This window comes from Pseudobutyrivibrio sp. ACV-2, from assembly GCF_900107545.1.
Lineage (GTDB): Bacteria > Bacillota > Clostridia > Lachnospirales > Lachnospiraceae > Pseudobutyrivibrio.
Window position 1 is genome coordinate 237,693 of sequence record NZ_FNQZ01000001.1, and the last position, 24,806, is coordinate 262,498.

The following is a 24,806-nucleotide window of genomic DNA, read 5'->3' on the forward strand; positions in this document are numbered from 1 at the left end:
CTTAAATAATTCCTTTCTCTTTTAACGAATCCATAATTTTATCTAGAAGCTCTTGGTCAGATTTAAGTATCGACTTATCTAACCATATAACTTCTTTTTCTCGTCTAAACCATGTAAGCTGACGTTTTGCATAATTTCTTGAATTCTTTTTTATTAGCTCTAATGCTGTATTTAAATCATATTCACCTTGCAAATATGAAATTATTTCTTTATAACCGATTCCATCCATTGATGTCATTCCTTGAGCACAGCCTTCAGTTAAAAGCTGTTTTACTTCATCTACAAGACCTGCCTCATACATTTTATCAACCCTTGTATCGATGCGATTATATAGTAAATTTCTATCGTCATTTAACACAAAATAAGCAAAATTGTAAGGGCTTACTCGTTCTTTTTCCCTGTTGTTATGAACAGAAAACTTTTCTCCTGTTTGCTTGAAATACTCCAAAGCCCTTATAACCCTTTTACGATTTGGTGCAGGAATATTTTCAGCAGATTCCTCATCTACAGCTTTTAGCATTTCATGTAATGCTTCATTGCCATTTGTATCAGCATAATCTTCAAGATATTGTCTGTATTCCTTGTCAATTTCCTGGTCTGTAAACTGTATATCATAGACGAGGGCCTGTATATAAAAGCCTGTACCACCACAAATGATTGGAATTTTGCCTTTTGAATAAATTTTTTCCATAGCCTCTAAGGCCATTTCCTTAAATCTGACTACATGAAATTCTTCTTCTGGCTCGATGACATCTATAAGATGATGTGTTACACCATCCATTTCTGCAGTGCTAATTTTTGCAGTTCCGATATCCATTTTCTTATAAACCTGCATACAATCTGCAGAAATAATCTCGCCATTAATTGCTTTGGCGAGATTAATAGATAACGATGTTTTACCAACTGCTGTTGGGCCTGTAAGAATAACTAATTTTTTCATTAAATAATCCTTTTAAATTTTTTACCAAGCTCGTATTCGGAAAATGATATCATTGTTGGTCTGCCATGAGGACAATGATATGGATTTTCAAGCTTTAATAAATCATCTATAAGTGTTTTTATTTCAGGTATTGAAAGCTTATTATTGCCTTTAACAGCAGCCTTACAAGACATAGATGCAACCTTTTCCACAATCATATCGAAGGAATCACTGGCTTTGTAGGACTGACAGTCAGCAAGTACCTCTAAAAAGAAAGTCTTGGGATCAAGATTTAAAAGATTGCCTGGAACACCATTAATGGCAAGCTCGTTTCCTCCGAAGGATTCTACCCTGTAGCCCAATCGCTCAAAGGCTTCACGGTAGTTTTCAAATAATAGAATATCTTGAGTAGACAATGAAATAATCACAGGCGGACTAACCATCTGAGAAGTCATCTCGTTATTTTTTAGTCTGGCCATAGTCTTCTCGAAAAGGACCTTTTCATGAGCTGCATGCTGGTCAATGATATACATGTTTTTATCGTATTCAACAATCCAATAGGTATCAAAAACCTGACCTATTATCTTATGTTCTTTTACAGCCTCTTTATCTAAAAATGAAATCTGCTCATATTTTTCACCGCCCCTATTCTTCTCTTCAAACTTTTTCTCATAAGGAGTGTCCGCATGAATCTGAGCAGTAATACTCTGACGTATTTTTTCTAACCTGTCTCTTTCAAATGGTTCAGGTAGCTTAGGTTTAGCTACCGGTTTTGGCGGTGGGATGACTTCATCATCCGTTGATACCTCCGGTTCCTTTGATATTGAATGTTCTGCTATAGTCATAGGAGCAGGTTTTTCCACCTGTTCTTCCACATGAGCCTCTAAAACATCCTCTCGTTTTCTGAGCCTTTTATTAATAGCTTTAGTCAAAAGCTCACATACATATGGCTCATCCTCGAAACGAACCTCCTGTTTAGTAGGATGAACATTGACGTCAACAGCTCCCTCATCAAATGCGATATTAATAACGAAAAATGGATATTGATGCCCCATTAAAAAGCCATAATAGCCTTCCTCGCATGCTCTTGATAGGCTGTTACTTTTGATATATCTGTTATTTACAAAGAAATGTTCAAAGGCTCTATTTCCCCTTGCAATTACCGACTGGCCAATGAATCCGTATATACGAACCTTTTCATCTTCATACTCCAAATCTAAAACATTAGAGGCAATCTGTCTTCCATATATCTGATAAATTGTATCTGAAAGCACACCATTTCCAGATGTCATGAGCTTTTCTTTGCCATTCAACAGGAATTTGAAGGAAATCTCTGGATGGGATAAAGCTAAATGCTCAACCACATCAAAAACGTAGCTTCCTTCTGTACTTTCAGACTTTAAAAACTTTTTTCTGGCAGGAGTATTATAAAACAGCTGTCTAACGATAAAGGTAGTACCATTAGGGGCACCTATATCTGTGAGAGATACTTCCTTTGCTCCCTCAATAATATAGCTGGCACCTAAAAGGCTGTCTTTTGTTTTGGTAATGAGCTCAACCTTTGAGACAGCTGATATAGATGAAAGAGCCTCACCTCTAAAGCCAAGGGAACGCACCTTATCCAAATCATCAGCTGTAGAAATTTTGGATGTAGAATGCCTTAAAAATGCCACTTGAATCTGGTCTTTATCAATTCCAGAACCATTATCAGTTATTCTAAGATATTCAATACCACCACCCCTTATTTCAACTGAAATGGCTGTAGCTCCAGCATCAATGCTGTTTTCTATAAGCTCCTTCGCCACAGATGCAGGTCGTTCAACCACCTCACCTGCAGCGATTTTATCAATTGTCTCCTGGCTAAGTAAATTAATTTTTCCCATTATTCTGCAACCTTATTATGATACTCATACAAAATGTTCATGGCCTCTAAAGGTGTAATTTTTGTAACTTCAAGATTCTTAAGACCTGCAATAATCTCTGCTTCATCTTCAGAAATTTTCACACCTTCAATGGCTCTAAGCTTTTCCTCGACCTGCTCTCTAATAGCAATTCTATCGGAAACAGCCGCTATATCATTTTCATTTAAGGAATTAACGATGGTTCGAGCTCTTGTGAGAACTTCCTCAGGTAAACCTGCCAGTCTGGCTACCTGAATACCATAGCTTTGATCAGCACCGCCTGGAATGATTTTTCTTAAGAAAATAATATCCTCGCCCAGCTCCTGTACGGCTATACAATAATTGTGAACTCCTTTAATTTGTCCTTCAAGCTCGGTCAATTCATGATAGTGTGTAGCAAACAATGATTTTGCTCCTATCTGATAAGCAATATGCTCAACAACCGACCATGCGATAGAAAGTCCATCGTATGTGGATGTACCCCTACCTATTTCATCAAGAATCAGTAATGATTTACTTGTGGCATTATGAAGAATATTAGCCACCTCATTCATCTCTACCATGAATGTAGACTGACCTGTTGATAAATCATCAGAGGCACCAACACGTGTAAAAATTCTATCTACAACACCAATAGTAGCCTCACTAGCTGGAACAAAGCTACCAATCTGTGCCATAAGCACTATTAATGCAACCTGACGCATATATGTAGACTTACCAGCCATATTAGGGCCAGTAATGATTGCAATAGTATTTGAATCTAAATCAAGTTCGCAGTCATTTGAAATGAATTGATTTGCCTCTATCATCTGCTCTACAACTGGATGACGGCCCTCTTTGATATCTATTGCACCACGATTATTGATAACAGGTCTGATATAGTGGTTCTTTTCTGCTACCACAGCAAGAGAAATCAATGCATCAAGTAGTGCAACGGCCTTTGCTGTGATTTGTATTCTATCAACTGCAGCAGCGATTGTATCTCGAACTGTTTTAAAGAACTCATACTCAATTGTATTAAGTCTGTCCTCTGCTCCAAGGATACTGTCCTCAAGTTCTTTTAATTCTGGTGTATAGTATCTTTCTGCATTGGCAAGTGTCTGTTTTCTAACATAATAATCAGGAACCAAATCCTTGTAGGAATTGGTCACTTCTAAATAAAAACCAAACACCTTATTAAATTTTATTTTCAGGTTTTTAATCCCTGTTTTTTCTCGTTCTTTCGCTTCTAAATCAGCAAGCCACTGCTTACCATCTATTTTTGCTGAGCGAAGTCTATCTACTTCTTCGTTGAAGCCCAACTTTATAATATCTCCATCTCTCGAAGAAATAGGTGGTTCATCGTCAATAGCTTCATCAATGAGCTTATATAAATCCTTCATATCATCAATATTGCTATCAATATCCTGAATTTGATGACATTTGAAGGTAGTAAGAATTGTTTTTATCGGGCTAAGCATTCCTATAGATTGTTTGAAAGCGATTAAATCTCTAGGATTGGCCGATTGATAGGTGATTTTTGTAATCAATCGCTCCATATCATATACAGATGAAAGATATTCTCTAAGCTCTTCTCTATCGATTAATGAGTTATTAAGCTCTTCAATTGCATCCTGTCTTTTGATAATCTCGTCTACAGAAATCAGTGGTTGCTCAACGAAATGCTTTAGCTGTCTGGCTCCCATTGCAGTTTTGGTTTTATCCAAAACCCAAAGTAGCGAACCACGCTTTTGCTTGTCTCTCATTGTTTCAGTAAGCTCAAGATTTCGTCTTGTAGAATTGTCAAGAAGCATAAACTTGCCATTTGTATATGGTGTGATATGTGTCAAATGAGCAAGCTCTGTCTTTTGAGTCTCCTTTAAATATAAAAGAAGTCCTCCGGCTGAAAGCTTACCGATTGGAAAATCTATCAGACCAAGACCTTCAAGGGAATGGGCATGGAAATGTGTAAGTATTTCTCTGGTACTTAAAGTATCATCATAAAATGATTCATCAAGCTGTGATAATGAGCTTTCAAGCTTTGCAGAAATTTCTGAAATATCGATTCCTGACTCAAAAATAGTTTTTGAATATATAATCTCCGCTGGGCTAAAACGATATATTTCATCAATCAGCTTTCTGATACTATCCACCTCTGTGAGATAAAAATCTGCAGTGGAAATATCGCAGGTGCTAACACCAAAAAGTCCACGATTATAAACTATAGACATGATGTAGTTATTGCTACCTTCATCAAGTGCCAATGAATCAATATTTGTACCTGGGGTAACAACTCTGATAACTTCTCTTTTTACAAGGCCTTTAGCTTCCTTTGGATCTTCTACCTGCTCACAAATAGCCACCTTGTAGCCTCTTTGCACAAGCCTGTTAATGTATGTATCTGCCGCATGAAATGGTACACCACACATAGGTGCCCTTTCCTCAGCTCCACAGGCCTTGCCTGTAAGAGTGAGTTCTAGCTCTCTTGAGGCTGTTTTGGCATCCTCAAAAAACATTTCATAGAAGTCACCTAATCTATAAAATAAAATACAATCTTCGTATTCTGCTTTTGTTTTTAGATACTCCTGCATCATTGGAGTGTATTCTGCCACTAATCTATCCTACCTATTCTATATTTCCTTAAGGCTTGTAATTACAGCCTCTGCAACCTTCATTCCATCCATAGCCGCAGATGTAATACCACCAGCATAGCCTGCACCTTCACCACAAGGGAAAAGGCCTGTGATATTAGACTGGAAAGCCTCATTTCTATTTATTCTAACTGGAGAAGATGTTCTACTTTCAACACCTGAAAGAATAGCATCTACTCTATCAAACCCCTTTATTTTAGCCCCAAACTGCCCCATGGCGTCAATAATCGATTGATTAATTTCCTGAGAAAATATTTCGGAAAGCATGCCAAAGGCTGTCTTCCCCTTGGTTTCTGAGGTGAAATCTCCATAGGAATTAGAGAGTTTGCCTAGCTTAAAATCTCCATACAGCTGTTGAGGAATTTTACCATTACAAAGTGAAAATGCCTTTGCTTCGATACTTCTTTGATACTCAATTCCTGAAAGGGGATTTGATTTATCAAATTCATTAGCACCAACTGAAACTACAATAGCACTGTTTGCATTGTGGCTGTCTCGTTTTGAATAACTCATACCATTTACAACGAGTCTGTTTTCTTCTGAAGAAGAATTAACCACGAAACCACCAGGGCACATACAAAAAGAATATACGCCTCTGCCATTTAAAAGATTGGTTGCAAGCTTATATGGTGCCGGCTCAAGTTCATCAAATTTAGGCCCATACATAGATTCTGAAATCATAGCCTGAGGATGTTCAATTCTAAAACCAACAGCAAAATCCTTAGCTTCCATGTTAAAGCCCAAATCGTATAAAGTTTTAAAGGTATCTCTTGCGCTATGGCCAATAGAAAGAACAACTCTATCTGAGTAATATGTATCACCACCTGCTACGACACCTTTAATAGCACCTGCTTCTATAGCAAAATCAGTGACCTGACATTCAAAATGAAACTCTCCACCAAGGCGGATAATTTCATCACGCATATTTGCTATGACCCGCTTTAAAATATCAGTTCCAATGTGTGGCTTGTTGTCATATAAAATATTTGAAGGTGCTCCAAATTTTACAAATGTTTCAAGAACAAACTTATTACGGCCTTGCTTATCATTTACAAGAGTGTTGAGCTTGCCATCAGAAAATGTACCAGCTCCACCCTCTCCAAACTGAACATTTGAAGAAGTATCAAGGACACCTGTCTCCCAAAACTTTAAAATGTCTGACGTTCTATCATCAACCTTTTTTCCACGTTCAAAAACAACTGGTGCCATATTATTCAAAGCAAAAATATATGAAGCAAAAAGTCCTGCGGGACCTGCTCCTATAACTATTGGCCTGGATTCATTGGCATTTATTCCTTGAAAGCTTGGAATGCTATAATTTTTTGGATTATAAGCATTAATGTTGTTATCCTTTAATGCCTTCTTAAGTACTTTTTGCTCTAAGGACTTATCAATGGAAACTGCCACCGAATATACAAAGAATAATTCTGGCTTTTTTCTGGCATCTATTGAACGCTTTAAGATCTCATAATCCTTTATATCAGAAGGCTGAATCCTAAGCTTTTTTGCTATGTTATTTTTTATTTGATTATCTTCTGCTGATACATGTAACTTCAGCTGATCGATTTTTATCATTTATACCTCTCTTATAATTGCATTAGCGGCTTTTGCCGCGCTGGTGTAAGCCCAAGTGAGATTGTAACCGCCACAAATTCCATCTACGTCAAGAACTTCACCAATAAAATATAATCCCTTAGTAGATTTAGATTCCATAGTATCTAAATCTATTCCTGCTAAATCCACGCCACCTGCTGTTACCTGTGAGTTATCAAAGCCCTTGGTTCCTTTTAAAGAAACAATAAAATGCTTGAAATTGTATACAAGATTATCAATATCTTCTTCGTCAAGCTTTGATACCCTGGTATCACCATATATTCTAGAAAGGCTAACAATGAGTTCAATAACCTTTTCATTGGCAATACCATTTAAAGAACTAAGTATAGTAGCATCTTCATTATGGGCAAAGCGTTTTTTTAGTTCATTTTTAAGCTCTTCCTCATTTAAGAAGTCTACAAAATCAATTTCTAGACTTCCAAGCGATTTGTTGAGCTCATCCAATCCAATAAAACGACTAATACACATAACAGGATAGCCTGAAACACCATCTTTGTTAAATTGAATTTCCCCTTGGCAGGAATGAAATTTGTAGGTAACTTTTCCTAATGCTCTAACCCCGGATAACTCCTTTAGATTAATATCTGAAGACACAGTGCCTACTAAAGCTGGCGCAAGCCTGGTGACAGTCATTCCATATTTGGTAGCCATTTTATAACCAAATTTTGACGAACCAAGTGTTGCAGCAGAAAGTCCACCTGAAGCTACGCAAACCCTTTTAGCTTTTATTTCCATTCTATGGGTCACAACAGTAAAAACATCACCTTTAAGGATATCTTTAACTCTATTATCAAGGAAAACATCAATACCTAGTGCATTCACTTCATTTTCAAGAGCTTCTCTAACAGTCTTAGCCTGGTTGGTGATTGGATAATAATATCCATCTAAAGCCCTGTTAATGACTCCTATATCCCTAAGAAAATCTTCAAGTTCTTCATGATTATCTCCTATAAAATCAAGAGGATAATCACTGTAATAATACTCTGACCCCATTCGGCTATTTGTAAAATTACATCTACCATTGCCTGTGGAAAGAATTCTGCGTCCTACTACTCTGTTTAGTTCCGCTAAACACACATTAAGACCTGCTCTTGCAAGCTTAATTGCAAGAACAAGTCCTGAAAATCCTGCACCAACTATACAAAGGTCGTAAGTTTTTTCATTATCTGACATAGAAATTACCTCAACAAATGTAAGCGATATGCGATGTTGCTAAGTTTTTTACCACCTGGGAATTTAAGTAGGGTTTCTTCATCAATACCTCTAAATAAAAACATAGAGACAAAGTAAACAATTACACCTACGAAAATAGCCACGATACATGCAATCGTATTTGCTATTCTACCTGATGCACTAATAGAGATAACACCAAATAGCATTTTGTAAATAAGATATACAACAAGTCCCATAAGAGCACTCGATTCAAATGGAGCAAGTAGCACTTTTTTTAAGTCGATTCTTGCACCTGAATATCGCAGAACTGCTGATTGATTTAAAAAGCACATAAGCAAAGCATAAAATGCATTTGCAATAATAACAGCGTAAATATGCAAATCACAAGCTTCCATCAAAACAAATAAAAGTATAACATGTGCAAATAATGCTACAATAGCATTTTTTACAGGCACTGTCATCTGATCTATGCCCTGAAGAATACCATTTGAAAGAGTGGATAATGAATAAAAAATAATTGAACATCCACCAATCATAAGCATTAATGCTGATGATTCTTCTGGGTCATTAAAAAGAAGCTGCATTATAGGAGAGGCAAGTACCATCATGCCTACACAGCAAGGGAATGCTATAACCATTACAAATCTATTTGCCATATTGATTTGCTTTTTAACAAGCTCTCCATCCTCCGCATGAAAAGCCGCAGTCAAACTAGGAACTGTAGATGCAGCCATTGCTGAAGATATTGCTAAAGGTACGTTAATTAAGACCTTATACTGACCTGTGAATACGCCCCAAAGCTCACTTGTGGTAGCCGCTTCATAGCCTTGAACTAAAGCAAGGTTTTTGAAAATACCCTGGTCAATAATAGAGCTAATATTATAAACCGTTGTACTTAAAAGTACTGGAATAATAGTCAAAATCAATGCGGACATAATATCATTATATCCTTCAAAATGCTTGTGTCTGTCTTTTTTAATCATTTTCTTAAATGGTTTTCTAAAGACAAAATAAATAAACAAAATAAATAAAAGGGCAAAAGCCGCACCAGTTGATGTACCAAGGGTACCTCCAGCTGCTCCATATGCTGCAGCATAATTCTTTACATTGCCCAGAACACCACCTACTCTTTTACCATAATTGAAAAGAATAGTTGCAGCTACAACTGAAACTATTGCATTAACAATCTGCTCTCCTATTTGAGAAATCGCACTTGGAATCATGGTGCCAAGGCCTTGGAAGAAACCTCGAAGTACTCCAAGTATTGCAACAACAAGAAGTGTTGGTGCTAAAACCTTAAGCGCAATAGCAGAAAGAGGTGTTTTGAGAAGTGTTCCTGTAAAAAATTCAGCCCCAAAGAAAACTACAAGTGATGCTGTGCCACCTGTAATAAACGCAAAAAGAAGGGCTCCGTGCAAAACCTTGCTTGCGTCCTTTACGTGCCCTTTAGCCATTCTGGCAGATACCAGCTTAGAAACTGCAAGCGGTATACTGTAGGAAGAAATAAGTAATATTATATTGTAAATTTCATACGCGGTACCATAGTAGTCATTTCCTGTTTTACCAATAGTAGCCGTAAGTGGGACTCTATAAATAAGTCCCACAATACGGCTGATAATTGATGCCATTGCAAGGATACTTCCCTGCATAAGGAATTTAGTATCGCTACGTTTGTTCCTTCTAGTCGTCATATTCTAATTAATTTGCCTTACTAAAATCTGATTTGTTGGCATAGAACTGAGTCTCGCCTGAATATTCCTGCTGTGATGCCTGAATCCAAGTTGTACCTACATTAAGCTGGATTTCCTCACCATTTGAGGTGTAGTAATGAGTGACATCTGAGTCTCCATCTTTAGACCATGTGATATCTACCATTTTTCCATTTGTGATGTATTTACCAGTGCCAGTATTATGTGAAAGATAATATCCTAAATACTGTGAACCTGCATATGTCCACCAATCAACATCCTGAATGATGATATTCTTTGCTGTAAGCTGCTTTCCAGAAACAGCATCAACCTGTTTCTGATTAAACTCATATCTATAGTATAAACCATCATCTGGATTATATACCCAATATGGCTTGTTTGTATAGTAATACATCTGAATTGCCTGGCAGTCAGTACCATTATCGAGAGTATTACCATTAGCTGCAAACTTGAAATGTGGCTGATAGTTCGATGGAAGTGACATATCATAACCCATCTTCTCAAGGCCTATTTCAATACCCTGCGAGTTTGTATAAAGTGTATGCTCTGACTTACCTGTACGATAAGTTGCAGCACTACCCTTCTTTCCTTCAAGCTTAAGGGCATTAAGATTTTGAACCAAACCACCATCAATAAGCTCAAATGCTGCTGGGTTTCCTCCTGCATGCATATAAACAGCATCATATTCGCTGGCAAAATATACATAATAAGGACGTGAGCTACGAACATTACCAATCTGATCAAGGCCTGTATAATCATCAAAGATTGCCATCATACGTGTGATGCCACCTTCTACAACGCACTCATAAATTACGCCGGCATTTCCAATACCATATTGTGGAAGGCATGCTTTTGTGTTTTCAATCATAACAGCGACTGGACGTTGTCTACCATATTTCTCATCTACCCATTCACCTGTTAAATAGCTTCTAACTTTTCCATCTTCTGATTTTTGATCAAAGAATGCAGCAAAACTATCAACTGCTTCTGCTTCAATTTCTTCAGTTTCAGATAAATCTCCTTCCTCTACAGTAGTAGGGTTTTCTTCAATTTCGCTGTCTTTTTTTCCACAAGCCATAAGTGACATAGCCATTGTAAGAACCAGCATGGTAGCTACTAAGCGCTTTTTCATAGACTAACTCTCCTTTTCATTAATCTCGGGATATACCTAAATAATCAAGTATCTCCCTTTGTTTTTCTTCCATAACTGAAGCATCTTCTTCAGTCATGTGATCAAACCCAAATAAATGTAACATACTATGGGCTATAAGAAAAGCATACTCTCGAAGAACAGAATGACCGTACTCTTCAGCCTGTGAATAAATACGTGGTACATTTAATACAATATCTCCAAGAATTACTTCTCCTGTCTCAGGATTAAATAAATCATCAGAAGCCTCGATATGATCAAAATTACCTGCCTCTTCATAATCAATCATAGGAAATGAAAGAACATCGGTAGGTGAATCTATATCACGAAACTCCTTATTGATGGCTTGAATTCCATCGTTATCAGTAATTGTAATGCTAACTTCTGCCTCAAAGGGAAATTCTAATAAATCCATTGCGGCATTTATAACATCATTTGCTATTTTTTCATGATCAAAATCAAATTTAAAATCGCATTCGCTTTCTATAAAAACTGTCATCCTAATATATCCTCATTAGCTAATATTTCTCTGATAATCAAACATTGGTTCATAGTAAGACCTGAATTATCATAATACCCTTTTTGTGATAATTCATTAATAGTTTGATATATAACCATATTTTGATTCCAAGAACTACTCATAGAATCTGAATCAAACAACTCTACTTTTGTCACTACAGAGTCAACCATATGAACAATAGCCGATTCTTTTGAGCTAGGTAAATTAAGAATAGCCCCATATTCGGCTAAAATCTGAATCACATCCGATGGAAAACAATAATCGTTTGCAATTTTTAGGGCATTATCTATCATTGGTTCACCCTCGATTATACCAAGTCGATAATAGAATCCAGCACATGCAGCTAATGAAGCATTTAAATTTATAGCCTCTGCGCATTTACGAGAAAGTATAGAAACCCTACTGGCATGTTGGTATTCAATAAAAGAAAAGTTTCTAATATCCTGAACAAGACTATATTCTGGATTCAACAAATCATCGTATCTTACTATCTGGGATTCCTGTACGTATTTATGATATAAAGGCACAATTCCTACAGTAATAACTACTGAAATCACTCCTTCAATAAATGCATACACGAAAACTAAAGTAGAAATCTCCAAATAATTAAGATAATAAAAAATAGTAGATACAAGTGTAGTACCAGCAAATATAAGTATTAATGTATATAGTCTCTCAATGCCTTCTTTATTTTTGAAAAAGATTGCTAAAACATTGCCAAAGGCAATCATACATATATAGCACAAAACCATGAAAATATTGAAATCTAAGCAAAGAGCTGAAATTATCACAAAGTATAATCCTAAAAGATTTGTGATACTATCATCAAAAACTGTGCTACAAATTATTGGTATAAGAATAAAAGGGGCAAAAAAATCCGGTGCAAACAGGGCAAATGTGAAAGTTATAATCCAACAAAGCAGAACAATAAATGTAATCTTACCATATGTGGTGTAATTAAATTCTGGAAGGGTTCCCTCACGTCGTTTCCTGATAACCAATAACAAAAACAACGAGAAGAAATAAATATTGATAGCAGCTACAAATATGTATTTATCAAATAATACACCATTAAATAAACACATAAGTGTATTGGCAACTGCAAAAATCAATGCCATTCCAGCAGAATAACCAATTCTAATCGAGGATAATCTATTGGTGTATTTCATATTAGTTATTTTGCCCTTTTGCTTTTATTTTCTAGTTTTTTCTCATGTGTCTCGTAAGCATTAACAATCTTTTGCACAAGAGGATGTCTAACAACATCTTTTGAATCTAAGGTACAAATTTTAATATCCTCAATATTCTTTAAAACCTTCATAGCATCATCAAGACCTGATTTTTGGCCATTTGGTAAATCCTTTTGTGTCTGGTCACCAGTTATTACAGCTTTTGAACCAAATCCAATTCTGGTAAGGAACATCTTCATCTGCGCAGGCGTGGTGTTTTGTGCCTCATCAAGGATAATAAAAGAATTATCAAGGGTACGTCCTCTCATATAGGCAAGTGGTGCTACTTCAATAAGTCCTTTTTCCATATTCCTTTGAAATGCCTCTGCCCCCATAATCTGGTAAAGCGCATCGTACAAAGGTCTTAAATATGGATCAACCTTACTTTGTAAATCACCTGGCAAGAATCCAAGCTTTTCACCAGCTTCAATAGCAGGTCTGGTCAAAATAATTCTGGATACTTCCTCGTTTTTGAAAGCTGTAATAGCCTTTGCCATGGCAAGATATGTCTTGCCAGTACCTGCAGGTCCAACTCCAAAAACAATCATATTATCAGATATAGCATCAACATATTTTTTCTGTCCCAAAGTCTTTGGAGCCACTGGCTTTCCTGTTGTAGTATGACAGATTATCTCGCCTCGTGCCTCTGATACATCATGACTTTCCAGCTTTTCTTTTTCAATTGACATAACGTAATTTACATCCTGAGTTGTAATAGTATTTCCTTTTTCAGAAAGAGCTACAAGCTCATCTATGATGATTTTAGTATGCTCTGTATTGTTTTTTTCACCGATAAGTTTAATCTCATCATCTCTTAGGATAAATGAGATTCCCATCCCTTTTTCGATAGTCTTTATATTGCGATCAAATTGACCAAATATATTGTCAATGTGTTCTGAAGGAATGCTGATATTTAACGAAAACTCACTCATTTTATTCTACAATATCAATAATCAGATCCATGTGATTACATTTTTCTGGTTGAATTGATGTAGCCTTTCTAATCATATCACTAGCGTAAGCAATTTTTGATTCATCATTAGCATGTATGAAGCAAATTGGCTCACCCTTTTTAATTTCATCACCAACTTTTTTATTTAATACGACACCAACTGCCATATCAATCACATCATCAAAAGTTTCTCTTCCACCACCTAAAGACATAGATGCAAGTCCTATAGCTTCTGCTTTAATAGCGTGAACATAACCATCACTTTCAGCTAAAAGAGGCACAATATGCTTTGCTGGGGCGAACTTATTGATATCCCTGGCAAAGGATGCATCACCACCTTGAGCTTCTATAAACTGAACGAATTTATCAAAGGCTGCTCCAGATTCAATGGCTTTTTTCATAAGCTCTTTTGCCTTTGCCTTATCTGTTTCAATTCCTGAAAATACAATCATTTGAGAACCAAGCTCAAATACTACTTCCATTAAATCTTCAGGACCATTTCCCTTTAAAGCATTGATAGCTTCGATAACTTCAAGATTATTACCTACTGCAAAACCAAGAGGCTCGTCCATGTTTGTGAGAACCGCTGCGATTTTCTTATCAGCACGTTTTCCAATATCTACCATTGATTTTGCAAGTTCAAGGGCTGACTCCTTATTTTTCATGAAAGCGCCATCTCCTACTGTAACATCCAAAACGATAGCATCTGTGCCAGCAGCAAGCTTTTTAGACATGATAGAACCTGTGATAAGAGATATCTCATCTACAGTAGCTGTAACATCTCTAAGTGCATACAATTTTTTATCTGCAGGAGCTAAATTCTTAGACTGTCCAGTGACAGCGATTTTGATGGAATTAACCTGATTAATGAAAGCTTCCTCTGAAAGGGCTCCGTTAAAACCAGGAAATGCTTCAAGCTTATCAATAGTTCCGCCTGTATGGCCAAGGCCTCTTCCGCTCATTTTAGCTACAGGAACACCAATGGACGCAATAATGGGGCCAAGAACTAAAGTAACCTTATCTCCTACACCTCCAGTTGAGTGCTTGTCAATTTTTACTCCATCGATTGAGGAAAGATCAAGAATATCCCCTGAATCACGCATAGCCATTGTAAGGTCGTAGCGTTCTCTTACATTCATTCCATTAAAATAAATGGCCATTAAAAGTGCAGAAATCTGGTAATCTGGTATTTCATCATGAGTATATCCGTTTATGATGTGATAAATCTCTTCTGTTGATAACTCTTCCCCAAGTTTTTTCTTTTCAATTAAATCGTACATTCTCATAGTAATCACCTCGCATAATCATTTATGATATGGTTCATTTTTCATAATACGCATACCTCTGTATATCTGCTCCAGAAGAACTACTCGCATAAGCTGATGTGGAAAAGTCATCTTTGAAAACGAGATTTGAAAGTCAGCCCTTTTTAAAATATCATCTGACAATCCAAGAGAACCACCTATTACAAAATCTATGGTGCTTCTCCCAGAAATTCCTAAATTCTCGATATATTTTGAGAAAGACACTGAATCCATCTGCTTTCCAAGAATTACAAGAGCAACAACAAAATCACGTTCGTTTATGTGCTTAAAAATACGCTCTCCTTCTTTTTGTTTTACAATATCAATTTCAGTGTCTGAGGCATTTTCAGAGGTCTTCTCATCAGAAACCTCTATTACACTTACACTGGCATATTTTGAGAGTCGTTTTAAGTATTCATCAATGGCATCTCTATAGAACTTTTCCTTGATCTTACCAACGCATAAAATCTTAATATTCATGCTCTCTATTTTAGTACATTTAGTGGAATATAACAATAGAATCCGCAGTTTACCCATATATTTAGTATGAGTACAAAATATTTTTTGACGCTAAAAAGGCACGCCTGCGGTGACGTGCCTTTTAAAAGGGAGAATAATGTTATGAAAAATGTATCTCTTAAAGAGATGATGTAATCATACTAATAAAATATGTTCAAATGACGAGTATACTGTGAAAAAAATGTGAACTTTACGGAGTATATATATATTCTCCTCTGAATAATGGGCTCACATTTCCCTTACTGTCCTTAATTACAACAGTTAGGACAGATGCCCCATTTAATACAGGAAATGGATCTGTATATCTAATTCCTCCATCAACTGGATTGGTACCATCCCAACTATAGTATGCTTCACACCCCATAGGCACAGCGATACTTATGCTAACCTGTTCATTGAATGTAGCAGGCTCAGGTGTGACAATCGGCATACTTAGTGTAACAGCCTTAATAGTATAGACTTCACTTACTACATCAGAATATTCTCCCTTGGAATTAAGTGCTACCGCTTTAACCTCTGTTGTCCCTTCAGTAAGCTTAATAGGTTTTGTAAATAGCTTTCCGGAGGTGGTAGGATTTTTCCCATTTGTTGTATAAAAAATCTGATTATCGTTAGAAACACTGAGTTCTAGCATTACCATATCTTCATACTCGCCACCAGGTTCACTAAACTCAGGCGCCACAGTGACAATATCATTAAATAAAGCAGCGATATCATCATTTGGTGCAGATTCATAAAGAGCACGTATGCTTTCTGAATCATCAAGCTTTTTATAACATTCAATTAATGCCGAATAAATATTTTTATTCTTAGGTTCTATTTCTAATGCCAATGAAAGAAATTCTTCTGCTTTATCATATTCTTTCACCTGATAATACATTCTGCCCAAACCATAAATAACTTCAAAGGATGAATTGTCAATATCATAGGCATCCTCATAGAACCCCAAAGCTTTAGCATATTGTTCGTTGGCTTCAGCCTCAACCGCTTTATTCATAAGGGTATCATAAGAATGACTGCCAAAATACGGAATAATAACCATCATTCCAAAAATCACAATAATTAAAAATGCAACTATCTTTTTTAGAAAATCCTTATTTCTTATGATAGGATTCGAATCACATGTTACATGATTTTTATCATTTTTTGTGGTAGTTTGAGGCTTTGCTACAGGTTTGTATACTCCTGTAGCAAAGCGATCATCCTTTTGCTTATCTTTGTCTTCTACAACTTTAAATAACAATTCTTCTTCTAAAACGTTGTAATTTGGAACAAGCTGAATAGACTCCCCACAAGATGGGCAGTACACGTATCCTGATTCAATTTCAGCTCCACAATTTTTACATTTCATTTTGAATTGTCCTGTTATTTTTTAGAATAAACCTGTTATAACTCCATCGTCAGTAACATCGATATTATTTGCAGCAGGCTGCTTTGGTAATCCTGGCATTGTCATAATACTTCCTGTTACAGCAACAACAAAACCTGCTCCTGCAGAAACGTATACCTCGCGAACGTTTATATCAAAATCAGTTGGTCTACCAAGTTTATTTTGATCATCCGATAAAGAATACTGAGTCTTTGCCATACATACTGGGAAGTTACCAAAGCCGAGTTCTTCTATTCTCTTAAGTTCCTTTAATGCAGCTGCAGAGTAAGTTACTCCATTTGCACCATAGATTTCTGTAGCAACAGTATTAATCTTATCTTTTAGAGAAAGTGAGTCCTCATAAAGAGGCTTAAAGTTAGACTCTTTATTTTCAAGAACATCTAACACACTCTTGGCAAGCTCGACGCCGCCTTCACCGCCCTTCTCCCAAACTTCTGAAAGAGCGAATTCACAGCCTCTGGCCTGACAAAATTCTCTAACATAATCTGTCTCTGCCTGAGTATCTGTTACAAAAGAATTAAGTGTTACAACAACTGGAACACCATACTTCTGAAGATTTTCTATATGCTTTTCAAGGTTGACAATACCTTTCTTTAAAGCATCAAGATTTTCTGCTGTAAGCTCAGCCTTTGGAACACCACCATTGTATTTAAGAGCACGAATTGTAGCAACAAGCACAACCGCATCAGGTGTTAGGCCTGCCATTCTACATTTGATATCAAAGAATTTCTCTGCTCCAAGGTCAGCACCAAAGCCAGCTTCTGTAATTGTAATATCAGCGAGCTTCATTGCAGCTTTTGTAGCTCTTACTGAGTTACATCCATGAGCAATATTTGCAAATGGTCCACCATGAACTATTGCAGGAGTATGCTCAAGTGTCTGTATAAGGTTTGGCTTTAATGCATCCTTTAAAAGAGCTGCCATAGCACCTGTAGCCTGTAAATCATCTGCAGTAACTGGTTTACCATCAAATGAATATGCTACGATAATGCGCCCAAGACGTTTCTTTAAATCATGCATATCGTCTGCAAGACAGAGTATTGCCATAATTTCAGAAGCAACTGTGATAACAAAATGATCCTCACGAACCATTCCGTCCATTTTCGAACCAAGACCTACAACAATATTTCTAAGAGCTCTGTCATTCATGTCGAGACATCTCTTCCATACTATCTGACGAGGATCAATTCCTAAAGCATTTCCCTGCTGAATATGATTGTCGAGCATTGCAGCAAGCAAATTATTTGCAGATGTAATAGCATGGAAATCTCCAGTAAAATGAAGATTTAAATCTTCCATAGGTACAACCTGTGCATATCCACCACCAGCAGCACCACCCTTGATACCAAAGCAAGGACCTAAAGATGGCTCTCTAAGTGCTAGACATGCTTTTTTTCCAAGGACACCCATTGCCTGTCCAAGACCTACGGAGGTAGTAGTTTTTCCTTCACCAGCTGGTGTTGGATTGATTGCAGTTACAAGCACAAGCTTTCCATTTTTGTTATTTTCGATTTTGCTTAAAAGCTCATCAGAGAACTTTGCTTTATATTTTCCATAAAGCTCTAAATCGTCCTCAACAATACCCAAGGACGCAGCAACATCCTTAATGTGAATCATTTGTGCTTCCTGTGCGATTTGAATGTCTGACTTCATTAACAAAACTCCTCTTACTATGCATTTATTAGTTCTTCAAACTCTGAGATAGACATACGGATTTCACGTGGTTTTGTTCCCATTTCAGGACCTACCACACCTGCTTCCGCAAGCTGATCCATAATTCTTGCCGCTCTATTAAAGCCAATCCTAAAGTTTCGCTGAAGGTAGCCAATAGAACCTTTTTGATTTTCTATAACAAGACGTCCCGCTTCTTCAAATAGCTGGTCTCTAGAATTATCTGGCTCGCCAGAAATAGAAACAGCACCGGAACTAGCCTCAGAGTTTTGAATTTGTTCTTCTATGCGGGAATCATATTCTGATTCCTCATTGTTGTTTTTAAGGAATTCAACAACAGCACTAACCTCATCATCACTAACAAATGCTCCCTGAACTCTAATTGGTTTAGAAAGATTTTGCGGAGCATATAACATATCACCGTTACCAAGCAAATCCTCTGCACCATTCATATCAAGAATGACACGGGAATCATTTGCACTTGAAACTGAAAAAGCAATTCTTGATGGCACATTCGCTTTAATCAAACCTGTAATAACATTAACTGTAGGCTTTTGAGTCGCAATAATAAGATGTATACCGGCTGCTCTGGCAAGCTGTGCCAAACGTACAATAGAATCCTCAACATCTGCGGCGGCAACCATCATAAGATCAGCCACCTCATCAAGGATGATTACTATCTGATTCATTCGAACACGTTTTTCTTCAGGTACAGCATCGGATAAATTGCCATTTGCAACTTTTTCATTAAAACCTTCAAGGTTACGAACACCTGCTGATTTCATCAACTCATATCTGTCTGTCATCTCTTTAACAGCCCAATGAAGTGCACCTGCAGCTTTCTTTGGATCTGTTATAACAGGTAGAAGCAGATGTGGAATACCATTATATACAGAAAGCTCAACCATCTTTGGATCAACCATTATCATTTTAACCTCTTCAGGATTAGCATGATACAAAATACTCATAATAATGGTGTTGATGCATACAGACTTACCTGAACCTGTAGCACCCGCTATAAGCATATGTGGCATCTTTTCGATATTTCCAACGATAACACTTCCAGAAATATCCTTACCAACACAGAATGAAATCTTTGATTTAGCAGCTTTAAATTCTTTGGAGGAAACAAGCTCCTTAAATCCTACCATCATCTTTGTTTTGTTAGGAATTTCAATACCAATTGCTGATTTTCCAGGGATTGGAGCTTCAATACGAAGGTCAGTAACAGCCATATTAAGCTTTAAATCATCTGAAAGATTAACAACCTTTGATACTCTTGTACCTTCCGCTATAGCAATTTCAAAACGGGTTACAGATGGACCAAGTGTTACCTCTGTAACAGTGGCCTGGACACCAAAGTTACTCAACGTACGCTGAAGTGTCTCTGCCTTTTCCTGCAAATATTCCTTTGAATCTCCGCCATTGCTTTTAGCATCCTTAAGAAGCGTAAGTGGTGGATATTTATAAGCCTTTTTAGGCTTCTTCTGTTCAGAATCAATTGATTTACGCAAAGACTCTGTTGTTTTTTCAAAATCTTCTTCCTTTGATTTAGAGGCAGTTGAAGAGTTTTTCTTTGCCGGCTCTTCTACCACAGGTTCTTCTTTAATTGGCTCCGAAACACTCACAGGTTCTTTGACTTCTGGAGTGTTAATTACAGGAGGCGTATTGAAAACAGGTGCAGCTGAAATTTGTTCCTTAGGCTCTATTACTTCTATTTTTTCTTCTGAAGGATTTTCAATATTATTTTCAAAAGAAGCTCCAAATGAATGTATGCTTCTAGATTTCTTTTGGCCTGATTTTAATCTATGACGGCTGGATTTTGTAATCTCCATAGATTCCTCACCATCAGCCAGATTAAATCTGATTTCATTTAATCCATCAGTACTTTCTGTGACAATATTGCCCTCTGGAACAAGAGTGGTATTTGATGTAATACCAGTACGTTTTCTGTCACGACGATTTCCTTCAGCCATCTGGAGCTGTTCTAATTCAAGCTCCTTGTCTTGTTGTATTTTATCTATAATAGCCTGTCTATCCGCATTATAGCGTGTTTGACTGGCTTCTCTTTCAAGCATCATGCGCTCTCTTCTTTCTCTACGCTTATAGGCAGCCCTATCAGCGTGGATTCTGGAAGATTGCTGAACCTTATCAAAGGCAAATCTCTCTAAAATAATAATAGTACAAACAATTACAATAATTAAATCTATAAGATAAGCGCCAAACAGACCAAAACTGTCATATATGCCAAATACAATAGCACCACCAATAAGACCACCACCAAAGTGGTTTTCTTTTGCGTACTGAAAGGCATCAAGCGGCGCGAGGATATCCTGTCCATGCATAATCAGCTCTATAAACGTGCTGAGAAAAAGAAGTAAAACAAAGCCAGCTACTACTTTTGCAACTGCAACCTTGCTACCATAGTTTGAAATTATAAAGAAAGCTGAAAAAGCCACCATAAATGGCAATAAAAATTGGATAACACCAAATACACCAAATAGGAAATCTGCAACAGCATTGCCAGCGACTCCACCTAGTCCAAAATTGCTGATGCATAGCAAAATACATGCTGCAATAGAAGCCCAAAGAAAGATTTCTTTAGAAGAATCCTCAAAAAATGGATCTTCGTAATCATATTCCTCTTTCTTAGCTCTTGTTCTAGTTGTTGTTTTGGTAGTTTTAGCTCTTGTAGAGGCCTTTTTAGTGCCACTATGGCTTCCAGACCTGGTATTAGATTGCTTTTTAGAACTATTCTTCCCTTTTGTTGTTGCCAAATTATAACCTCATTACCACATTAAATTTCATCAAGAAAGAGAATAGACAAAACTATTCTCTTTCCTGCATTTTAAATCTAACCGATCAAATAATTATAAATATTTTCGTATTTTTCTTTTTGGACTGCCCAAGAATAATTCTTGTTCATTCCTCTTTCAACCATTTTATTCCATTGACTCTTTTTATCAAAGAATACAAATTTACTGTAATTTACAGTGTTAAGTAGCTCATCGCCATTGTAATTAGCGAATGAGAAGCCATCACCAGTTTTCATGTACTCGTTAAAAGCTTCAACTGTATCTTTAAGACCACCTGTTTCACGTACAATTGGAACAGTTCCATATCTAAATGAAATAAGCTGCGTTAAACCACATGGCTCAAATCTAGATGGCATAAGAAAAGCATCTGCAGCAGCATATAATCTATGAGCCATAGCGTCATCATAGCTGATATTTGCTGAAATCTTTTCTGGATATTTCCATGCATAGTGTCTAAACATGTTTTCATATTTAGATTCACCCGTACCGATTACAACTAGCTGTGTGAAATCATCAACAATGCCTTCTATGCAGTAATTGATAAGGTCTAATCCCTTTTGATCTGTAAGACGAGAAATAAGACCAATCATATATTTCTTTGAATCTACTTCCAAACCAAGTTCCTGCTGAAGTCTGGTTTTGTTGATTTTTTTATTTTTACGAAAATTATTTACATCATAATTTTTGTAAATCTTTGTGTCAGTAGCTGGATTGTAAACATTATTATCAATACCGTTTACAATACCCTGCATATCGTAGTGACGAGCTCTAAGTAAACCATCAAGACCTTCGCCATAATATGGTGTCTGGATTTCATCACAGTAATTTTCTGAAACTGTGGTTATATAGTCAGCATAAACCAAACCACCCTTAAGCATGTTTCCACACTTCTTGTATTCAAGTTTATCAGGAGTGAATAAATCTACTGGAAGACCTGATATGCCTGCAACAGTTTTTGTATCCCACAACCCCTGGAACTTTAGGTTGTGAATAGTCATAACAGACTTCATGCCCCAGAAGAACTGGTCTCCCTGAAAATCTGTCTTAAGATATACAGGTATAAATCCAGTCTGCCAATCATGACAGTGAATTAAATTAGGCTGGAATCCAATAAGTGGAAGCATTGAAAGTACAGCTTTATCAAAGAAAATAAACTTTTCAAGGTCCCATCTATCCTCTGAGTATGGATAGAAGCAATCAAAATACTCATGATTGTCTATGAAGTAGAAAGTAACACCATCAAATTCATATTCAAAAACACCTACATATTTGGTACCAACAAGTGGTCCCATATTCATTTGGAAACTGGTAAGGTATCTAAAATCTTTTTTGTATTTCTCAGGAATAAAGGTATAGTAAGGAAGAACTACTCTTACATCAAAATAATCCTTACAAAATTCCTTAGGTAATGCACCAACTACGTCAGCTAAACCGCCAGTCTTTACAAATGGCACACATTCGCTAGAAGCAAACAGTATTTTATTCATAATCTTATAACCCCTCGATTAATTTAGTCTTTATTATTAGTCCAAATACAATATAACTTAAATTAGGATATTACTCATCCCAGTTATGATATACATTCTGTACATCATCATCTTCATCAAGTAAATCAAGAATCTTGTTGATTTTGTAAAGATCCTGCTCATCTGTGAGCTCTACATATGTCTGAGGAATCATTGTAACCTCAGCATCAGCCATAGGAATATTCTCAGCCTCAAGTGTTTCTCTAACCTTAGAGAAATCCTCTGGAGTAGTATAAATTTCGAAGCAGTCTTCTTCTTCAGAGAAATCTTCTGCACCTGCGTCAAGTGCAATCATCATCAAATCATCAGCTTCCATAGAGCATTCCTCTTTAGAAACGATAATCTGTCCTCTATTATCAAACATAAATGATACACAGCCTGGAGTACCGATGCTTCCGCCACCCTTTGTGAACGCATTACGAACGTTTGCAGCTGTACGATTACGGTTATCTGTAAGACAATCTACGATAATAGCTGTACCATTTGGACCATATCCTTCGTATGTAACAGATTCGTAATTTACAGCATCAGCATTACCAGCAGCCTTCTTGATACCACTTTCAATTGTAGCATTAGGAACGTTGTTTGCTTTAGCCTTTGCGATAACATCACGAAGCTTAGAGTTATTGTTAGGGTCTGGACCGCCCTCTTTAACTGCTACAGCAATCTCACGACCAATTATTGTAAAAATCTTTCCTTTTGCAGCATCATTCTTCTCTTTTTTGTGCTTAATATTAGCGAACTTTGAATGTCCTGACATATAATTATTTACCTCTTTTCTACATAAATCTCACAAAATTATATCAAATAACAGTATGTTATTCAACGTGCCTTTTCTTACGAACATATACCTGTCCGATAACCTTTTCTGCCACATTTTTCACATAATAGGTGAAATTATCATCCTCAAGTTTAAACGCAGCCCCATCCTCAGGAATTTTTCCAAGTAACGAAATAAGATATCCATTTAAGGTTTCATAGTCTTCAGAAAGCTTCATACCAAGCATTTCTTCTACTTCCTCTAAGGTGGTACTTCCATCCATCATGAAGGAGTCTTCTGTACGGATTTCGATGGAAGAATCGTCTTCATCATGTTCATCCTCGATATTGCCTACTATTTCTTCCAAAATATCTTCCAGGGATAATAAACCTGAAACCTGGCCATACTCATCCATAACAATGACCATATGTCTCTTTTTGGATTGCATCTTTGCAAATAAAGTGTTAATCCCATGAGTCTCAGGAACAAATTCTGCAACAGAAAGAACATCTGATAAATCTTTCACCCTGATACAATCAATATCCTTATCATAATAGGTTAAAATATCTTTGATATGAAGGATTCCAATAATATTATCAAGTTCCTCCAAGTAAACGGGATATCGACTCATGTTGTTATCATTAATAAATGAAATTGCTTCTCTCAATGACATTTCACCATCGATAGCAACAATGTTTTTTCTATGAGTCATTATATCTTTTACATTTGTATCAGAGAATTCAAAGATATTTTGAATCATTGCAGCTTCTGAGGCTAGAATATTGCCATCCTCATGGCCTTCATTCACAAGAGAAATAACATCCTCTTCCGTGACGTTTTCCTGTTTTGATTTTCTGTAATAAATAATGAGAGCTACTAGCTCTACTAATGCTAAAACGATTAAAAAGCCAATTAAAATATAGGGACTGGACCCATCTTCCATATGTCTCTCCTTTCATTTTACACAAAACAACACAGTATTATTTTACCATATTACACAAAAAAAGACTAAGTATAATCATA

The 24,806-nt window shown here is 36.6% G+C and carries 18 protein-coding genes; all 18 read right to left on the bottom strand.

From position 1 onward, the window contains the following. Position 1: 1 nt before the first annotated feature. Positions 2–940 (bottom strand): tRNA (adenosine(37)-N6)-dimethylallyltransferase MiaA, encoded by a 939-nt coding sequence (gene miaA, locus BLV53_RS01135; protein ID WP_090295925.1) that lies wholly within the window; start codon positions 938–940, stop codon positions 2–4. Further along, positions 940–2,802, bottom strand: a complete 1,863-nt coding sequence (gene mutL, locus BLV53_RS01140) for a DNA mismatch repair endonuclease MutL (RefSeq protein ID WP_090295929.1) — start codon at positions 2,800–2,802, stop codon at positions 940–942. The genes miaA and mutL overlap by 1 nt, the downstream gene beginning before the upstream one ends. Continuing rightward, on the bottom strand, positions 2,802–5,393 hold the full coding sequence (mutS, locus tag BLV53_RS01145) for a DNA mismatch repair protein MutS (RefSeq protein WP_090296727.1): 2,592 nt from the start codon (positions 5,391–5,393) through the stop codon (positions 2,802–2,804). Before mutS ends, mutL begins: the two co-directional genes overlap by 1 nt. A gap of 36 nt (positions 5,394–5,429) precedes the next feature. Beyond that, entirely contained in the window at positions 5,430–7,025 is a 1,596-nt protein-coding gene (locus BLV53_RS01150; RefSeq protein WP_090295932.1) for an NAD(P)/FAD-dependent oxidoreductase, read from the bottom strand. Next, a complete protein-coding gene (locus BLV53_RS01155) occupies positions 7,026–8,237 on the bottom strand; it encodes an aminoacetone oxidase family FAD-binding enzyme (RefSeq protein WP_090295934.1) in 1,212 nt (403 codons plus the stop codon). Positions 8,238–8,242: 5 nt separating this feature from the next. After that, complete coding sequence (locus BLV53_RS01160) at positions 8,243–9,928, bottom strand: putative polysaccharide biosynthesis protein (protein WP_090295937.1); 1,686 nt, start codon at positions 9,926–9,928, stop codon at positions 8,243–8,245. A 7-nt stretch (positions 9,929–9,935) separates the two neighbouring features. After that, the gene (locus BLV53_RS01165; protein ID WP_090295939.1) at positions 9,936–11,078 is read right to left on the bottom strand and encodes a DUF3048 domain-containing protein; all 1,143 of its coding nucleotides are present in this window, start codon (positions 11,076–11,078) and stop codon (positions 9,936–9,938) included. Positions 11,079–11,097: 19 nt separating this feature from the next. Beyond that, the gene (gene ybeY / locus BLV53_RS01170) at positions 11,098–11,595 is read right to left on the bottom strand and encodes an rRNA maturation RNase YbeY (RefSeq protein ID WP_090295942.1); all 498 of its coding nucleotides are present in this window, start codon (positions 11,593–11,595) and stop codon (positions 11,098–11,100) included. After that, positions 11,592–12,785, bottom strand: coding sequence for a hypothetical protein (locus BLV53_RS01175; RefSeq protein WP_090295946.1), 1,194 nt, complete (start codon positions 12,783–12,785; stop codon positions 11,592–11,594). The genes ybeY and BLV53_RS01175 overlap by 4 nt, the downstream gene beginning before the upstream one ends. Before the next feature lie 5 nt (positions 12,786–12,790). Continuing rightward, the gene (locus BLV53_RS01180; RefSeq protein ID WP_090295950.1) at positions 12,791–13,777 is read right to left on the bottom strand and encodes a PhoH family protein; all 987 of its coding nucleotides are present in this window, start codon (positions 13,775–13,777) and stop codon (positions 12,791–12,793) included. A gap of 1 nt (position 13,778) precedes the next feature. Then, complete coding sequence (locus BLV53_RS01185) at positions 13,779–15,083, bottom strand: pyrimidine-nucleoside phosphorylase (protein ID WP_090295952.1); 1,305 nt, start codon at positions 15,081–15,083, stop codon at positions 13,779–13,781. Between the two features lie 18 nt (positions 15,084–15,101). Beyond that, positions 15,102–15,581, bottom strand: coding sequence for a 23S rRNA (pseudouridine(1915)-N(3))-methyltransferase RlmH (rlmH, locus tag BLV53_RS01190; RefSeq protein ID WP_090295955.1), 480 nt, complete (start codon positions 15,579–15,581; stop codon positions 15,102–15,104). A gap of 229 nt (positions 15,582–15,810) precedes the next feature. Beyond that, on the bottom strand, positions 15,811–16,971 hold the full coding sequence (locus BLV53_RS01195) for a chitobiase/beta-hexosaminidase C-terminal domain-containing protein (RefSeq protein WP_090295957.1): 1,161 nt from the start codon (positions 16,969–16,971) through the stop codon (positions 15,811–15,813). A 21-nt stretch (positions 16,972–16,992) separates the two neighbouring features. Then, a complete protein-coding gene (locus BLV53_RS01200) occupies positions 16,993–18,663 on the bottom strand; it encodes a formate--tetrahydrofolate ligase (RefSeq protein WP_090295960.1) in 1,671 nt (556 codons plus the stop codon). A gap of 17 nt (positions 18,664–18,680) precedes the next feature. Then, positions 18,681–21,458 carry a DNA translocase FtsK gene (locus BLV53_RS01205; protein ID WP_242879016.1) on the bottom strand — a complete coding sequence of 926 codons (2,778 nt, stop codon included), beginning with the start codon at positions 21,456–21,458 and terminating at the stop codon, positions 18,681–18,683. Between the two features lie 77 nt (positions 21,459–21,535). Next, the gene (locus BLV53_RS01210) at positions 21,536–22,984 is read right to left on the bottom strand and encodes a glycogen synthase (protein WP_090295962.1); all 1,449 of its coding nucleotides are present in this window, start codon (positions 22,982–22,984) and stop codon (positions 21,536–21,538) included. Between the two features lie 70 nt (positions 22,985–23,054). Continuing rightward, positions 23,055–23,783 (bottom strand): YebC/PmpR family DNA-binding transcriptional regulator, encoded by a 729-nt coding sequence (locus BLV53_RS01215; RefSeq protein WP_090295966.1) that lies wholly within the window; start codon positions 23,781–23,783, stop codon positions 23,055–23,057. Positions 23,784–23,841: 58 nt separating this feature from the next. After that, positions 23,842–24,726: a hemolysin family protein gene (locus BLV53_RS01220; RefSeq protein ID WP_090295969.1), complete on the bottom strand. Its 885-nt coding sequence runs from the start codon at positions 24,724–24,726 to the stop codon at positions 23,842–23,844. Between the last annotated feature and the right edge of the window lie 80 nt (positions 24,727–24,806).

Coding starts and splice junctions, on each gene's coding strand:
- BLV53_RS01160 (WP_090295937.1), bottom strand. CDS start 9,928: ATGACGACTAGAAGGAACAAACGTAGCGATACTAAATTCCTTATGCAG.
- BLV53_RS01200 (WP_090295960.1), bottom strand. CDS start 18,663: ATGAAGTCAGACATTCAAATCGCACAGGAAGCACAAATGATTCACATT.
- BLV53_RS01175 (WP_090295946.1), bottom strand. CDS start 12,785: ATGAAATACACCAATAGATTATCCTCGATTAGAATTGGTTATTCTGCT.
- BLV53_RS01165 (WP_090295939.1), bottom strand. CDS start 11,078: ATGAAAAAGCGCTTAGTAGCTACCATGCTGGTTCTTACAATGGCTATG.
- BLV53_RS01185 (WP_090295952.1), bottom strand. CDS start 15,083: ATGAGAATGTACGATTTAATTGAAAAGAAAAAACTTGGGGAAGAGTTA.
- BLV53_RS01150 (WP_090295932.1), bottom strand. CDS start 7,025: ATGATAAAAATCGATCAGCTGAAGTTACATGTATCAGCAGAAGATAAT.
- mutL (WP_090295929.1), bottom strand. CDS start 2,802: ATGGGAAAAATTAATTTACTTAGCCAGGAGACAATTGATAAAATCGCT.
- BLV53_RS01155 (WP_090295934.1), bottom strand. CDS start 8,237: ATGTCAGATAATGAAAAAACTTACGACCTTTGTATAGTTGGTGCAGGA.
- BLV53_RS01215 (WP_090295966.1), bottom strand. CDS start 23,783: ATGTCAGGACATTCAAAGTTCGCTAATATTAAGCACAAAAAAGAGAAG.
- mutS (WP_090296727.1), bottom strand. CDS start 5,393: ATGATGCAGGAGTATCTAAAAACAAAAGCAGAATACGAAGATTGTATT.
- BLV53_RS01220 (WP_090295969.1), bottom strand. CDS start 24,726: ATGGAAGATGGGTCCAGTCCCTATATTTTAATTGGCTTTTTAATCGTT.
- rlmH (WP_090295955.1), bottom strand. CDS start 15,581: ATGAATATTAAGATTTTATGCGTTGGTAAGATCAAGGAAAAGTTCTAT.
- BLV53_RS01195 (WP_090295957.1), bottom strand. CDS start 16,971: ATGAAATGTAAAAATTGTGGAGCTGAAATTGAATCAGGATACGTGTAC.
- ybeY (WP_090295942.1), bottom strand. CDS start 11,595: ATGACAGTTTTTATAGAAAGCGAATGCGATTTTAAATTTGATTTTGAT.
- miaA (WP_090295925.1), bottom strand. CDS start 940: ATGAAAAAATTAGTTATTCTTACAGGCCCAACAGCAGTTGGTAAAACA.
- BLV53_RS01180 (WP_090295950.1), bottom strand. CDS start 13,777: ATGAGTGAGTTTTCGTTAAATATCAGCATTCCTTCAGAACACATTGAC.
- BLV53_RS01210 (WP_090295962.1), bottom strand. CDS start 22,984: ATGAATAAAATACTGTTTGCTTCTAGCGAATGTGTGCCATTTGTAAAG.